The organism is Coprococcus sp. AM97-35 (assembly GCF_027697525.1).
Taxonomy (GTDB): Bacteria; Bacillota; Clostridia; order Lachnospirales; family Lachnospiraceae; genus Allocoprococcus; species Allocoprococcus comes.
This window is the reverse complement of the sequence record NZ_JAQESL010000006.1, coordinates 118,294-133,006: the sequence shown is the minus strand read 5'-3', so window position 1 is coordinate 133,006 and position 14,713 is coordinate 118,294. Positions and strand designations below refer to the sequence as shown.

Here is a 14,713-nt window from a genome sequence, read left to right as displayed (position 1 = left end):
GTTTTCCGATCAGAATTTAATCATCAAATTCAAACGGCTTGATCTGACGGACAACATCCATGATGGTACCGTCACGGCTTTCAATGACACCGACAACACGATCTCCAAACTGTACCTTCTGTGGTTCCCCCGCGATAGAGTAAGCGATATCACGTAATTCTTCGATGGTCTTAAACGGAAGGTCTACATCTTTCATTGCTTCGATCAGATCCTGTCTCTTCGGATTGATTGCAATACCATAATCTGTGATGACAACGTCTACACTTTCTCCCGGTGTTGTGACGGTTGTTACGTCTGTACAGATTGCCGGTGTTCTTCCCTGAAGAAGCGGTGCGATAACGATGGCACATTTTGCTCCGGCTGCTGTATCCGGATGTCCACCCTGCGCTCCTGTGATCATACCATTAGAATCTACAACAACGTTACAGTTGAAGTGTACGTCAACTTCCAGAGCTGCAAGAATTACGAAGTCCAATTTATTGACAACTGCCCCCTTGTTGAACGGGTTCGCATACTCACCTGCACTGATCCGGAAATGATGCAGATCTTTTACAGATTCTACGGCTGCAAGGTCAAAGTCCTGTGTATCCAGAAGTGCATCTACCTGACCGTTGATCAGAAGGTCACACATCGGCTTTGTAAGACCACCCACACCAAAACGCATGCGGATATTTCTTTCTTTCATTACCTTTGCAAGTGAAATAGTAGATGCGATAGAAGCTCCGCCGACACCTGTCTGATAAGAGAATCCATCTTTGAAATACGGTGTATTTACAACGAACTGTGTACAGTAATCAGCCATCATCAGCTTTCTCATATCTGTGGTCGGTTTTGCTGCACCTGTTGCGATCTTCTTCGGATCACCGATCTGGTCTACTTCTACAACATAGTCTACCTTTGTCATTGAAATATGTGCCGGAAAATTCGGAAACGGAACCATGCAGTCTGTGATTGCTACGACTTTGTTTGCATGGAAAGCGTCTGACATTGCGTAGGAAAGTACACCACAGTCAGATTTTCCACCGATACCACGGCAGTTACCGTACTCATCACAGGTCGGAGTTCCGATAAATGCGATATCGATCTGTGTCTCACCTGTTACCAGGGCACGTACACGTCCGCCGTGGGAACGCATGATCGCAAGACCTTTTAATTTACCATTGGAAATAGCTTCTCCGATCTTTCCACGCACACCGGATGACTGGATATTTGTAATGGTTCCGTCTTCAATATACTCTACCAGAGGATCATGTGCTTTTCCAAGGGAACTTGCGCAAATCGTAATGTCTTTGATCCCCATATCATGGATCTCTTTCATTACCATATTTACAACGTAATCCCCTTCACGGAAATGGTGATGGAAGCTGACTGTCATACCGTCTTTGATTCCACATTTTACAAGGACATCATGGATGCTGTCTACCATCTTGCTTCCGTTGGAATTGATCACACATTCGACTTCCGGTCCATGTTTTTTATAAACATGTCCGTCAAAATGATGAACACCCTGAAATACTTCTTTACCAGTTGCTTTTAAAATCTCTTCCGGGATATCTCTACCTACTGCGTTAATCATCTTATAAATCCCCCTTATACACACCTGAAGCTTTTGCAAGCTCGATTGTTCTCTTTGCTCCGTCATAGAAAGCGATATCGATCATCTTACCGTCTACTGTAAATACACCGATTCCCTGTGCTTTCTTTGTATCAATTTCACGGACAACTTTTTCTGCGAAAATGATGTCTTTCTGTTTTGGTGTAAAGATTTCATGAACAATGTTGATCTGTCTTGGGTTGATGATTGATTTTCCGTCGAATCCCATCAGGTGGATATTTTCAACATCCTGACGGAAGCCATCCATATCATCCAGATCTGTGTATACTGTATCAAAGCACTGTACACCAGCTGCTCTTGCTGCGATCACCATGTTCTGTCTTGCTCCCATGAGCTCGATTCCGGTTCCGGTGATGTGTGTCTGAAGGTCTTTGGTGTAATCTCCACCGGAAAGGGCGATACCAAAAAGTCTTTCTGAAGATTCGCAGATATCAAGCGCACGCATTACACCACGTGCAGACTCGATCGCTGCCATGATCAGGACACTTCCTTCTTCGCGTCCAAAATCTTTTTCAGCCTGGATAACTTCAGCTTCTACAATTTTTACATCCTGTGCGGATTCTGTCTTCGGAATACGGATTGCATCGCATCCACCTGCAACTGCACAGCGGATATCTTCTTTCCAGTAAGGTGTATCCAGTCCGTTGATTCTGACTACCCGTTCGCATCCTCTATAGTTAATGGTCTTAAGTGCATGATAAAGAGAAAATCTGGCTGCGTCTTTCTGGTTCTCTGCAACAGCATCTTCCAGGTCAAGCATGATGGAATCCGGTTTGTAAATATAAGGATCCTTGATCAGTCCCGGTTTCTGTGCATTTAAAAACATCATGGTTCTTCTAAGTCTTTTTTTATTCGGATTCATTATCTGATCGCACCTCCCCACGGTAAATCTTCGATCTGTCCTACCGAACGGTAAACAGCTGCTTCGATTCTTGCTTTGATCGTACAGTCAAGGGCTCCTTTATCTACGATTGTAAGCTTTACATTATCGATTCCCAGATTTTCCAGTGTTTCATAAGCTACTTTCTTAATCTGGTTTCCATACTGATTGATCACTGCGCTTTCCAGTGAAAAATCAACTTTTCCTTCCCCGGCTTCTACTGTTACCTGGCAGTCACTGGATTCTAATGTTCCTGCAATTGCAGGTTTCTTGATTTCCATTCGTGCTTCCTCCTTAACATCCTTTTGCATTTGTATTTGCTTCGTTGTGTTTATCATAGGGCTTTTACCTTACAGGAACACCTATGGTTTTCTTAATAATTATTAAGATTTGCATATTTTTGCTGTTACAACCGGTCTTTCCAGTGCCTGTGAATTCATATTTACCCAGCGTTTCATATATACCCTGTCTTCTTTCCATTCAAAAGACACATGATCAAAAAAAGCCATCTCCGGATAGCGCCATTCCATCATCAGCACATTTTCTGACTTCCAGTAAGCGCATGCGGCAATTTTCATTTTATCCATCTCATACTGATGGTGCAGATATCCTCCTGTCATAGATGTTTCCCCATGTATCCAACAGTCGAGTCCTGCTCTTACAAAATGTGTCCCTCTGTGATCTGTCATCCAGAATCTTACTTCATCTTCTGAAAATTCCAGACATATCATTTCAATCCTGTCCTCATTCTCAACCGTATCCATTTCCATTTTCCGGTTTTCTGAAATCAGTCTGTTACTGACGGATCTGTTTTTATTTTCCAGAGACATTCTAAGTCCTTTATTTTTTAATACATTCCACATCTTTTCAGAGAGATTTCTTTCTTCTTTCATCGGATTCAGAATTTCTTTTTGAATCAGTTCCGTCTCCAGGTAATTACTGTCTGCCGCAGTGATAGCGATTACCATATTTTGTTCCGGAACAATCGCACAGGTCTGTCCAAACATTCCATCTGCACACCAGATATCACCCGTATGTGTCCAGTGAAAATTATAGTCTTTTTCTCCTGCTTTCCTTGGTTGTGGATCCTTTTTACCGAGTGCAAGATCCACCCAATCAGCACTTAATAATTGTTTCTCTCCCCATTTCCCCTGATTCAGATAAAGTAACCCAAGTCTGGCCATTCCTTCCACTGTAATACTCACACCATTTCCACCTGAACAGATTCCTTCCGGACTTTCTCCCCAGCTAAACTTCTCCAGGCCAATGTACGGTGCCAGTTCTTCTTCGATCAACTGATGGCATGTTTTTCCTGTAATACGCTGTACAATCGCTGACGTAATATAGGAATTCCCACTTGAATACATAAATTCACTTCCCGGCTCCTTTACAAACGGTACTTTAAAATATGCATCCAGCCAGCTGGTCTTTAATGGTCTCCATTCATTTCCACCTATACTTCTTTCCTGACCACTGCGCATCGTAAGTAAATTCCGTATTGTAAGCTTCTGAAGATACTCATTTGCTCCCTCCCGGTATTCCGGAAAATAATCAAGCACCTTATCCTCCAGCTTTATAAGTCCTTTTGTATAAGCGATTCCTGCCGCTGTATTTGTAAAACATTTTGTAAAAGAATGTACAATATGCGGGATTTCTTTCCGGTACGGTTCGTTATATGCTTCAAATATAACTTTATTGTTTTTCAAGATCATGATCCCATGGATCTCTGCTTCTCTTTTTTCCATCTCATTCAGGAAATTAATAATATATTCTGATGATACGCCTTCATCTTCCGGAGTTGAATAAGTTAATTCTGTGTTCATGCTGCCACCTCATCTATCTTTATTTTAAACTGGAAACGGGGGACAAAATTTTGCCCCCTTTGTTATACATAACTCTTTTCTGTCTTTTAAAAGAACGGGAATACCAATGGAAGAATTCCTACACAGCATATAAAGCTGATAATAACCAATGGCCATCCAAATTTTGCAAAGTCAGTAAATTTTAAGTTTGTAAAGATCATTAATGTCTGATTTGTTCCTGATGCGATTGGTGTCAGGAAAGAGCATCCCGCTCCGATTGCAATTGCAAGAACAATTGCCTGTGGGTTTGCTCCCATTGATTCTGCAATGGAAATCCCAATCGGGGCAAGCACTCCTGCTGTTGCCATATTGTTCATAAACTGTGTTGCAATTGCCGATCCAAGGAACAGTACAGCTGTGATCAGATACAGATTATGTGTATCTCCAAGAATGCTCAACACGATGGATCCAAACACCTCTCCAAGTCCGCTGTTCTTCATAACTGCAATGATCAAATTGATACCTGCACAGAAAAGTACCATATCTACCCCGAATGAAGTAATGACTTCTTTTGGTTTTACAACGGTTGTAAGTACAGAAACTGCAATCAATGCATATCCGATAAAATTCGGGTTCACTGTAATATCTGTAAGTGAATCCAAAATCAGAGCAAGTACAAACAGAAGGAAACTGATTCCTACAACCATCTGTTTCTTTTTCATCTCAGGTGTAATTTCTGTAGCTGCCTCTATCTCTGAATTACTTGGCACTGTTTCCTCATAAGACGGACACCAGCGGTTCATCACAATCATATAAATTCCACCCAGAATAAAAATCGGGATGCCTACCCAGGCAAAATCAAACATACCAAAAAGAGAAAGTCCGGCTTCTTCAAGTGCTGTATTTGCATAAATATTTGTCGGTGTTCCAATCAGTGTACAAGCTCCACCTAAAGTACTTGCATAGATTACGAATAAAATCATTTTTGAATGACTGATCTTATTTTTCTTGGCAATACTGAAAATCACCGGTAAAAATGCCATTGCAACATAACTGTTCTGCAGAACAAATGATACCAGTCCTGATGCCAGATAAAGAATTGCAAAAATTAACATTTCTTTTTTCTTTCCACTTACATTACCGGTTAATTTATCTAAAGCATTTCCCATTACAATATCAAGTCCTGTTGCAGCAATCATTCCAGAAAACATACATATAATTGCCATCAGATGAAAACTTGAACTGCTTAACACGGCATATACACCATCTGCATCCATTGTTCCTGTAAATACAACGATCGGTGCCATGATCAAAAAACAAAACCAGTTTGGTAATTTTGGCGTTGCAAGAACTGCAACGAAAACTATTAATGTCAGGATCGCTCCTATTGTAGCCATACTCATCTTTCTTTTCCTCCGTATACAATAAGCTTTTCGGAATGCGCTTTTCCCAAAACTCTCATTCTTCTCTTGTATGATGTTTACCGGTTCATCACGTTAACCTTATTATAATCATCCGGTACTCTTTTCACCAATGCCAAAGAAAAATAGGGGCATAGCTTCATGCTATGCCCCTACATTTCTCCCTCTTTGATTTTTTCTTTCAAAACAGCTATACAATACTTTTCCTGTCTGGAAAGAATTTTATTTTTCAAATACATAATTCCTGTTTTTGTTTTTTTAATCTTGTTTTTCCCAATACAAAAAAGATCAATATTTTCTGTATTCGTTAAATACGGAAGAAACACTTCTGAAATAAAACAGCATCCCATTCCCCGCTCAAGTGTCTGCATCGCAAGCATCGAACTGTTTACGATCATTTTTGGTTTTAATTCTTTGCCCTGTTCTTCAAATATCTGATCAATCTCCTGTCTGACATGACAGGATTCATCCTGTATGATAAACTCGTCCGGCATTCTTGAAATATCCATCCATAGATATTTTTCGCCTTCTCTTTTTTCTGCTTTCTGAAGCATCTTATACTTTTTGGGAACTGCAAGCAACATATAATCTTCTACAATAAGATCAAATACGATTGACGAATCTTTTTCACTTATATCAGGTCCAAGTGCAAGATCGTATGTCCTGTTTTTTAAACCTGTTATAATTTCCTTTGCCATGACATTTGAAAATGTTGCCTTACAACCGGTATATTTTTTACTGATCTTATCCTGAACTTCCATTGCTAACAAAAGACTGGCACTTAGAGACATACATACATGTATTTCCTGTTCTTCGGATAGTTGAAGCTCCTTTAGTTTATGTTCCATTGTGCTGTTCAAACGTTTGATTTCTTTTCCATACTCAACATAGATTTCTCCAGCCTCAGTCAGACTGATTCCATTCGATTTCCGCTCGAAAAGTAAAATTCCCAGTTCCTGTTCCAGACTGGATATAAATCTGCTGAGTGATGGTTGTGAAATATATAAAAGTTCGGCAGCTTTTGAAATGCTTTTGCACTCTGCAACCGCTAAAACATAGGTAAATGATTTTAAATCATCCATTTTTATCCTTATCCTCCTGTGATCTCACTAAACAGATTATAGACTTTTTTATTTCAAAAGTGCAAGACTTTTTAATAGTTGTTAAGGTTGGGATTTATGAAAATCTGACGATAGACTTTGGATTGATGAAATTTTAAGATCTTACAAGTTTCAATAATCTGAATCTATCTCCTAAATGCGCTATATTAAATGAAAAGAAGGGAAACCGCAAGCGGCTCCCCTATATAGTAACAGCTATTTATATGACAGCCGTCAACTATTGCAGTAGTTGGCGGCTATTTCCGTTTACCCTTGAAAATCTCATATCAAAGACCTACAAGGACAACTTTGTTTTCCTTACACTTCCGTAAGCTCCCCGGTTTCCGAATCCATAATGAATCCCTTGATCTCAATATCCTTCGGCATCAACGGATGTGCCTTCAGTGTATGCACAGTCTCTTCTACCGACTTCTCTACAGATTCAAATCCACCCAGCCATTTTTCCAGATCAATTCCACTGTGTCTCACGATATCGATATGTTCTTTGTCGATTCCGCGTTCTACCAGTTCTTCTAACAGCTCATTTCCATCCATTCCCTGCACGCCGCAGTCAGTGTGTCCGATGACCATAACCTGCTCCACACCAAGCTCCAGAATCGCAACCAGAAGGCTTCTGACCACACTTCCGTATGGATGGGTAATAACTCCGCCTGCATTCTTGATAATCTTTGCATCTCCGTTTTTCAGCCCCAACGCTGCCGGAAGGAGCTCCGTCAGACGGGTATCCATACAGGTCAGCACGGCAAGCTTCTTGTTCGGGTACTTGCTGGTCAGGTACGGCTCATAGCCTTTATTTTCCACGAATTTCTTATTATACTCTACAATCTGTTCTATCATCCTGTGTAACCTCCCATTTGATTTTCGCAACAATATTTCTAAAACAGATTATAGACTTTTTTTCTCTGTAAGCGCAAGGATTCTTAATGAATTTTAATGATGTTCTTTCTTCCAATACCGGAAAAATGCATCCTCCTGCTCTGAACGGATTCCATACTTTCTTCTCGCAATGTAAAATTTAGAATTCCACCCTGAAGTCTTCACCGGAATCGTCACCACATTGTGCAACCGCACGATATCCATATACGGCAATACGGAAATCCCGAACCCATTCTCCACAAGTCCTGTGATAACTTCAATCTCTTCTGCAGCACACACCGGCTTTACCTTAATTCCTTCTTCTGCAAAAATCTGCTCCTGCAAAGTACGAAAACCGCTGGTCTTGGAAAACATGATCTGAGGGTATCCGGCTGTCTCTTTCAGACTGATCTGTTCTCTATTTTCAAGCGGATGCCCCTTCGGAACCACTACCGCGATATACGAATCCCGAATCGGATAATACTCGATTTCATCCGATTTCAGAAGATCCGAACAGAAGCCGATATCATATTTTCCATCCAAAAGTCCTTCTGCGATCTCCGGTGTCATCCGGTTGTAAATGATAAACGGAAATGTTGCCCCAAACTCTTTCAGCATATGTGGGATCGTCCCCGGTGCCAGAGGATACACACTGCCGATCCGCACCGTTTTCTCTTCCGTCCGAAGTCCTGCCGCCCGCTCTTCCAGACGAAGATATGCTCCCAGGATTTCATCCACATCCTTCATCAGTTCTTTGCCGTAGCGGCTGAGACTCACATTCCGCCCTTCCTTCTGAAAAAGCGGGACTCCATACTCTTCTTCTAACGATTTGATTGCATGGCTGAGCCCCGGCTGTGAAATATTCAGCGCCTTTGCCGCCTTTCCGTAATGCTGGATTTTTGCCAGCTCTGAAAAATATTTTAAATATTCGATATTCATATATTCCCTCTTTTATCTTCCGCAGTCACCTTATTTTTCAAAATCAACTCTTTACTCTCCATTACCTTAACATATTTCATTCTATTTTAGAATCAGTTTATTCAAAATAATCATTTGTTTTTATCGATTTTCTTCATTATAATGAGAAACAGCTTAAATATAAAATTTTTGTAAATTATTATTTATCAGGAAAGAAGGATTTGTACCTATGAATAAGAAAAAATTTCATCTGGCCGGAGAAGTCGCTCTGCTCATCGTCCTGCTGATCAATTCACTCGGCGTGGATCTGATGTCGAAAAGCGGATTCGGGATCTCAACGATCTCCTCAGTGCCCCTTGTATTTAGCATCGCCTTCCCACTATTTAGTTTCGGAACATGGAATTATATTTTCCAGACACTGCTTGTTATTACACTGATGATTCTTAAGCGTTCATTCTGTCCCGGCTACCTCTTTTCTTTCGTAGTCGGAATCGGATTTGGAAAAATGATCGACGTACATAACTCATGGATACAGGCTCTGCCGAACTCCCTGCCTCTTCACATCGTTTATTTCCTGGCAGGATTCTTACTGATGTGCTTCGGTATCTGCCTTGCCAACAACTGTATGCTACCGATCATTCCAACGGATATTTTTCCGCGTGATCTGTCCGAGATTGTAAAAAAGAACTATAAAATCGTTAAGACAACCTTTGATCTTACCTGTCTGACAACCACCGTGATCCTCTCCATTGCAATCCTCCATGGATTCTACGGAATCGGAATCGGCACTGTCTTCTGCGCATTTCTGACCGGAAAAACAGTATCTGTCATCCAGAGATTCATTGGAAACCACGTGGAATTTTACCGTGCAACCGGGAAAAAGAAAATTTCTCTTGAAAAGAATATGAGACATGCATAAAAGAAAATAGATTTCAATTTTGATACATACCAGATCGGATATATCAAAACTGAAATCTCTTCTTTATTCTACTTTCCCTTCTGATTTCCTTCTTCTTTTGTTTTCCCCAATTTAAATACGATGACTTATCTTTAACATACCTTATTTCCATCATTTCGGCAAACACTCTTTTGGATTCTGTAGCCAGTCTTATTTTCTCAACTTCTCCTGTCGCATTGACAAACCTTTTTCCCATCCCGTATACTAGAAGCAGACTAATATCCTGCAAGGAGGCTTAACTACTATGATTATCAAAAACGGACTTGTCATCGATCCTGCTTCCGGACTTTCCGAAAAAATGGATCTTCTGATTGAAAATGGCATCATCAAAGAAATGGCATCCCTGATTACAAAAGAAGGAGAGGAAGTCCTTGACGCAGCCGGGCTTGTGGTTGCACCGGGACTGATTGACACCCACGTTCATTTCCGTGATCCGGGATTTACTTATAAAGAAACCATCCACACCGGCGCACTTGCCTCTGCAAAAGGCGGTTTTACTTCCGTGATCTGCATGGCAAATACTTCCCCGACTGTGGACTCTGTTCCGGTTCTCAAAGACAACCTTTCGCGTGCTTCCAAAGAAAAGATCCGTATCTTCCAGGCTGCTTCGATTTCCTGCAACCTGAAAGGGCAGGAAGAAACCGATATGGACGCCTTAAAAGAAGCAGGCGCATGTGGATTTACCGATGACGGGATCCCGCTTCTAAACGCAGAATTCTGCTTCCACGCAATGGAAAAGGCGGCAAAGCTTAACGTACCGGTCAGCCTTCACGAAGAAGATCCTTCTTTCATCCGCAACAACGGAATCAGTCACGGAAAGGTATCCGATGCGCTTGGCATCTACGGTTCTCCTTCCATTGCAGAAGAATCTCTGGTTGCAAGAGACTGCATGCTGGCACTGAAATCCGGTGCCGATGTTGTGATCCAGCATATCAGCTCCGGTATCTCTGTCGATCTGGTTCGTACTTATAAGAAAATGGGTGCAAAACTTCACGCCGAAGCCACACCGCATCATTTTACACTGACGGAAGACGCAGTCCTTGAGCATGGAACACTTGCGAAAATGAATCCGCCGCTCCGTACCGAAAAGGACCGTCAGGCGATTATTCAGGGACTTGCAGATGGAACCATCGACTTGATTGCCACCGACCATGCACCGCACAGCAAAGAAGAAAAAGCAAAACCAATCACCGAAGCTCCAAGCGGAATCATCGGTCTGGAGACTTCCCTTGCCCTTGGCATCACAAGCCTTGTAAGACCGGGACATTTATCTCTTCTTCAGCTGCTTGAAAAAATGACGATTAATCCTGCAAAGCTTTACCACCTTCCATACGGACAGCTCGCCGAAGGAAAGGCAGCTGACCTTGTGATCTTCGATGAAAACGAATGTTGGACTCCGACCGAATATGCATCCCTTTCATCCAACTCACCATTTACCGGAACTCCTTTGTATGGCAAAGTGAAATATACAATCTGTGATGGAAAAATCGTTTATCATGATTAAAAAAATCCACGGACTTTGAATCTTCTAAAGTCCGTGGATTTTTCCATCTTCTTATTTTTCTTCCAGCATAAAGTATTTCATACTTGTTCCGCTTTCCGCCACATCCGCAAGGTTGATACAACTGTTTCCCATACGGTCGATCAGATGCAGGATATTGGTAAACGGAGCAGTAAGACTCGCCTTACATTTTCCTTTATTGACACGCTCAATATGCGCTTTCCGCATCTTGATATCCAGATCCAGAAGCTTATCCTTTCGCTTCATCATCTTGCCTGGTTCGATACCATCATCTCCCTGCAGTGCCTTCAGAGAATCACAGAACATCTTATTCAGTACTTTCAAACTCTTCTGCAGCTCATCCATCGCTTCCGGTGTATATTTATACTTCCGGTCTGATCTTTCCAACATACATTCTGCCATTTCCACACTTAAGGTTCCCATACGTTCCACATCGCTGAGTACACACATGAGGCTCGCCGTCTGCGCTGCCTGCTGCTCGGTCAATGAACCCGAAGAAAACAAAGCTGCAAGATATTCGGTAATACACTTTCCAAGGCGTTCAACCTGTTCTCCGTTTTCTTTCAGACCGTCAATAGATTTCACTTCTTCATTTTTCACAAGCTCAATCGTTTTCTTCAGAATATCTCTTACCTGGTCACTCATACGGAAAATCTCTTTTGCTACAAGCTGCAGCGCTGCTGCCGGCTGACTGATGATATTTTCATCCAGATAAATCGGGCTGCCTGGATCTTCGACACCTTTTTTGCCATCCGGGATCAGTGTCATGACAATCTTCACCATCAGTTTAATCAGGCATACCCAGATCAGTGTCATTGTAATGTTAAATACAGTATGTGCATTTGCAATCTGTCTGGAAATCACTTCAATCTCCGGACCTTTCGGTGAAATGCTCTGGATCAGTGCCGCAAATGGTTTTACGAACCAGATAAACAAAAAGCAGCCGGAAATATTAAAAATACAATGCGCCACAGCGGTTCTCTTCGCATCTTTTGACTGTCCGATACTGGCAAGGAGTGCTGTGATCGTTGTACCGATATTATCACCTAAAAGAATCGGGATTGCTCCTGCAAGCCCAAGTATACTCGTAACCCCGTCCGGTCCCGGCTGGGAAGCGAAGTTCTGCAAGACTGCGATCGTTGCACTACTGCTCTGTACGACCAGCGTCATAAGTGTACCAACTGCCACACCAAGTACCGGAATATGTGCAACCCGTCCGATCAGGTCTGTGAATACCGGACTGGATGCCAATGGCTTCATGACATCTCCCATTGTCTCAATTCCAAGGAACAGAAGACCAAAGGCAAAAATCGTCTGGCCGATACTTTTTACTTTTTCTGATTTTGTTACAAATGAAATCAGAAATCCTATAAAAATAATCACATAAATATAGTCACTGATCTTAAACGCAATAATCTGTGCTGTCATGGTTGTACCAATATTTGCACCAAAAATGATGGAAATTGCCTGTGGTAGGTTCATCAGTCCCGCACTTACAAAACCAATCGCCATAACTGTCGTCGCACTGCTGCTCTGGAGTACCGCGGTTGTGAGCGCACCGGCAAGCACTCCCAGAAGCGGATTCTTCGTCAGAAGTGCAAGAATGCTTTTCATCTTATCGCCCGCCGCCTTTTGCAGACATTCACTCATCATGTTCATTCCATAGATAAAAACTGCCAGACCGCCAAGCAGTCCGAAAATGATCTGAATTTTCTCGTTCATGTTAATTCCTCTCTCAATTTACCCTGTGTTTGTTAACATCTTTTAAACTTACTTCTTACAATGATGTCTTCCCTTTCAGCTCATTTTCCATTTTATCTGTGGTCTATGCAATTCCAATCAAATCTATGTTAAGTTTAGGTTAAATTTTCTTTCTTCTATCATTTTTTCTTTCCCATGATCATAGTTATGTAAAATCGCATTAAAAAAGATTGTGCCTCTCCGGCACGCAGTGCCTTTTGTTTCATAGGAAGTTTCTTCGGAATTTCCTATGAAACAAAAAGAGAGTTACCCTCTTACAAATCTTCAAATTTGCAAAAGAATAACTCTCCTGTTCTATCTATAAATCTATCCAATCCCAAGCACACCATATCCAACTATTCCAAACACCGCCGCAAGAATGATCACCTTCGGTACTGACCAGTTCTTCTTCAATATCAGATAGAACATCACCACTCCGATCCCGCACCCAAACCAGTCAATCCTCGCATCCGGAAAATAATTTTCCTGCATCAGATCCAGAATCACCGCAAGGATCATTGCGATGCAGATTGGCTTGATCACATTTAACATACAGCTCATAATATCATTGCCACGGAACTTTGCGAAGCACACCGCTACGCCAAGCGTCAGCGTATAAGCTGGCATCAGCACGCCCATAACCGCTGCAATCCCACCCAGAACACCTGCCGTCTGCATCCCGGCAAAAGTCGCACAGTTAATCCCAAGCGGTCCCGGTGTCATTTCTGCGATAGCGATCAAGTTAGTCAGATCCTCCGCCGTCATCCACTGATTGACCTTCATCTCCTGCATAATAACCGGGATCATCGACATTCCGCCAAAGCTGGTAAATCCGATTTTCATAAACGCTGTAAAAAGTCTGAGATAGATCATGCCGTCTGTCCTCCTCTTGTCTGTTTCACCGCTCTTATAGAAAGCGCCAGTATCACTCCCGCTACGATCATCACCACATTACTGATATCCGTAAATACACAGAGCGTCAGTGCTAACGCACAGATCGGGATTGCTGATTTTCTGCGGAACGCTTCTTTCCCCAGTGAAAGTGCCGCACTTCCCATAATCGGAACTACCGCACAGCGGATTCCGCGAAGTGCCGCATAGCACCAGACATTACTTTTCAGCACCTTATAAAATGCAGTAACAAACGACAGGATCAGAACCGCCGGACAGGTCATTCCGAGTACTGCACAGACACCTCCGAACCAGCCACCTACATAATAGCCAAACAGCATACTGATATTGGTGATCATAATTCCGGGAACTGACTTTCCAACCGCAACCATATCCAGCAGTTCCTCTTTTGTGATCAGCTTTCGTTTATCTACAAACTCCTGCTCCATCTGCGCCAGAATACTCCATCCGCCTCCAAATGTAAAACATCCTATCTTAAAGAAAAAGGAAAGTTTTGTCCTGGCAATCCCTGACTCTCTGTGTCCTTTTTCCGATCCATCACAAAAAGAGGAGGGCATCTCTGCCACTCCTCAAATTCATTTGCCTGCGTTATCTGCAGTTCCTTTTATTCTGCTTTCAGAAGATCACGATCTCGGAAAGATCAGCCGGAAGATCTGCGATACTGCTGCTTTCCATCCAAATATCCGCTGCATCTGCACCAGCAGTAATACTGCCTTTTCTCTTGCAAGACGAGGGATGGGGATTGCCTTTCTTCCTGAAATTTATGCACGGACTACTTCCTTTCCGGACATTCATTTCTTTACCCCGGATCACTTTCATGACACCAGGGACATTTGTGCTGTCTATCGGAAAAATATTTATCATCACGCACAGTTTCAGGCGCTTCTTGCTCTCCTCCGCGAGATTGTCCCGGCAATCTACAGGGCAGCTTAGTCTGCCCTGATCCGTACCTTAATTCTCTTCTTTTAC

Annotated in this window: 14 protein-coding genes; 3 read left to right on the top strand and 11 right to left on the bottom strand. The window is 42.3% G+C overall.

Going from position 1 to position 14,713, the window contains the following annotated elements:
- Positions 1–16: 16 nt before the first annotated feature.
- From citF to PG840_RS07315, 8 genes are all read right to left on the bottom strand, one after another.
- Positions 17–1,576, bottom strand: coding sequence for a citrate lyase subunit alpha (gene citF / locus PG840_RS07350; protein ID WP_008371975.1), 1,560 nt, complete (start codon positions 1,574–1,576; stop codon positions 17–19).
- Between the two features lies 1 nt (position 1,577).
- Positions 1,578–2,477, bottom strand: coding sequence for an aldolase/citrate lyase family protein (locus PG840_RS07345; protein WP_117822794.1), 900 nt, complete (start codon positions 2,475–2,477; stop codon positions 1,578–1,580).
- Entirely contained in the window at positions 2,477–2,776 is a 300-nt protein-coding gene (gene citD / locus PG840_RS07340) for a citrate lyase acyl carrier protein (protein WP_044998939.1), read from the bottom strand. The genes PG840_RS07345 and citD overlap by 1 nt, the downstream gene beginning before the upstream one ends.
- A gap of 102 nt (positions 2,777–2,878) precedes the next feature.
- Positions 2,879–4,318, bottom strand: coding sequence for a serine hydrolase domain-containing protein (locus PG840_RS07335; RefSeq protein WP_270205329.1), 1,440 nt, complete (start codon positions 4,316–4,318; stop codon positions 2,879–2,881).
- An 86-nt stretch (positions 4,319–4,404) separates the two neighbouring features.
- On the bottom strand, positions 4,405–5,700 hold the full coding sequence (locus PG840_RS07330) for an SLC13 family permease (protein ID WP_118217565.1): 1,296 nt from the start codon (positions 5,698–5,700) through the stop codon (positions 4,405–4,407).
- A gap of 170 nt (positions 5,701–5,870) precedes the next feature.
- Positions 5,871–6,800 carry a LysR family transcriptional regulator gene (locus tag PG840_RS07325; RefSeq protein ID WP_173686736.1) on the bottom strand — a complete coding sequence of 310 codons (930 nt, stop codon included), beginning with the start codon at positions 6,798–6,800 and terminating at the stop codon, positions 5,871–5,873.
- Positions 6,801–7,136: 336 nt separating this feature from the next.
- Positions 7,137–7,676, bottom strand: coding sequence for a beta-class carbonic anhydrase (locus PG840_RS07320; RefSeq protein ID WP_270205328.1), 540 nt, complete (start codon positions 7,674–7,676; stop codon positions 7,137–7,139).
- A gap of 93 nt (positions 7,677–7,769) precedes the next feature.
- A complete protein-coding gene (locus tag PG840_RS07315; RefSeq protein ID WP_270205327.1) occupies positions 7,770–8,633 on the bottom strand; it encodes a LysR family transcriptional regulator in 864 nt (287 codons plus the stop codon).
- A gap of 208 nt (positions 8,634–8,841) precedes the next feature.
- On the opposite strand from PG840_RS07315, the gene PG840_RS07310 reads away from it, so the two are divergent.
- On the top strand, positions 8,842–9,531 hold the full coding sequence (locus PG840_RS07310; protein WP_270205326.1) for a DUF6198 family protein: 690 nt from the start codon (positions 8,842–8,844) through the stop codon (positions 9,529–9,531).
- A gap of 283 nt (positions 9,532–9,814) precedes the next feature.
- Positions 9,815–11,074, top strand: coding sequence for a dihydroorotase (locus PG840_RS07305; RefSeq protein ID WP_270205325.1), 1,260 nt, complete (start codon positions 9,815–9,817; stop codon positions 11,072–11,074).
- Positions 11,075–11,125: 51 nt separating this feature from the next.
- Here the strand turns inward: PG840_RS07305 and PG840_RS07300 are convergent, their stop codons facing one another.
- The 3 genes from PG840_RS07300 to PG840_RS07290 form a co-directional block, all read right to left on the bottom strand.
- Positions 11,126–12,814 (bottom strand): Na/Pi cotransporter family protein, encoded by a 1,689-nt coding sequence (locus PG840_RS07300; protein ID WP_270205324.1) that lies wholly within the window; start codon positions 12,812–12,814, stop codon positions 11,126–11,128.
- Between the two features lie 345 nt (positions 12,815–13,159).
- A complete protein-coding gene (locus PG840_RS07295; protein ID WP_195368209.1) occupies positions 13,160–13,705 on the bottom strand; it encodes a chromate transporter in 546 nt (181 codons plus the stop codon).
- Entirely contained in the window at positions 13,702–14,301 is a 600-nt protein-coding gene (locus PG840_RS07290) for a chromate transporter (RefSeq protein ID WP_270205323.1), read from the bottom strand. The genes PG840_RS07295 and PG840_RS07290 overlap by 4 nt, the downstream gene beginning before the upstream one ends.
- Between PG840_RS07290 and PG840_RS17020 the strand changes: the two genes are divergently transcribed.
- On the top strand, positions 14,183–14,677 hold the full coding sequence (locus PG840_RS17020; protein WP_442872504.1) for a LysR family transcriptional regulator substrate-binding protein: 495 nt from the start codon (positions 14,183–14,185) through the stop codon (positions 14,675–14,677). The genes PG840_RS07290 and PG840_RS17020 overlap by 119 nt on opposite strands.
- Positions 14,678–14,713 lie beyond the last annotated feature (36 nt).

Excerpts from the sequence above, each read along its gene's own strand:
- PG840_RS07305 (WP_270205325.1), top strand. The coding sequence starts at position 9,815 with ATGATTATCAAAAACGGACTTGTCATCGATCCTGCTTCCGGACTTTCC.
- PG840_RS07290 (WP_270205323.1), bottom strand. The coding sequence starts at position 14,301 with ATGCCCTCCTCTTTTTGTGATGGATCGGAAAAAGGACACAGAGAGTCA.
- citF (WP_008371975.1), bottom strand. The coding sequence starts at position 1,576 with ATGATTAACGCAGTAGGTAGAGATATCCCGGAAGAGATTTTAAAAGCA.
- citD (WP_044998939.1), bottom strand. The coding sequence starts at position 2,776 with ATGGAAATCAAGAAACCTGCAATTGCAGGAACATTAGAATCCAGTGAC.
- PG840_RS07310 (WP_270205326.1), top strand. The coding sequence starts at position 8,842 with ATGAATAAGAAAAAATTTCATCTGGCCGGAGAAGTCGCTCTGCTCATC.
- PG840_RS07335 (WP_270205329.1), bottom strand. The coding sequence starts at position 4,318 with ATGAACACAGAATTAACTTATTCAACTCCGGAAGATGAAGGCGTATCA.
- PG840_RS07320 (WP_270205328.1), bottom strand. The coding sequence starts at position 7,676 with ATGATAGAACAGATTGTAGAGTATAATAAGAAATTCGTGGAAAATAAA.
- PG840_RS07315 (WP_270205327.1), bottom strand. The coding sequence starts at position 8,633 with ATGAATATCGAATATTTAAAATATTTTTCAGAGCTGGCAAAAATCCAG.
- PG840_RS07345 (WP_117822794.1), bottom strand. The coding sequence starts at position 2,477 with ATGAATCCGAATAAAAAAAGACTTAGAAGAACCATGATGTTTTTAAAT.
- PG840_RS07295 (WP_195368209.1), bottom strand. The coding sequence starts at position 13,705 with ATGATCTATCTCAGACTTTTTACAGCGTTTATGAAAATCGGATTTACC.
- PG840_RS07330 (WP_118217565.1), bottom strand. The coding sequence starts at position 5,700 with ATGAGTATGGCTACAATAGGAGCGATCCTGACATTAATAGTTTTCGTT.
- PG840_RS07300 (WP_270205324.1), bottom strand. The coding sequence starts at position 12,814 with ATGAACGAGAAAATTCAGATCATTTTCGGACTGCTTGGCGGTCTGGCA.
- PG840_RS07325 (WP_173686736.1), bottom strand. The coding sequence starts at position 6,800 with ATGGATGATTTAAAATCATTTACCTATGTTTTAGCGGTTGCAGAGTGC.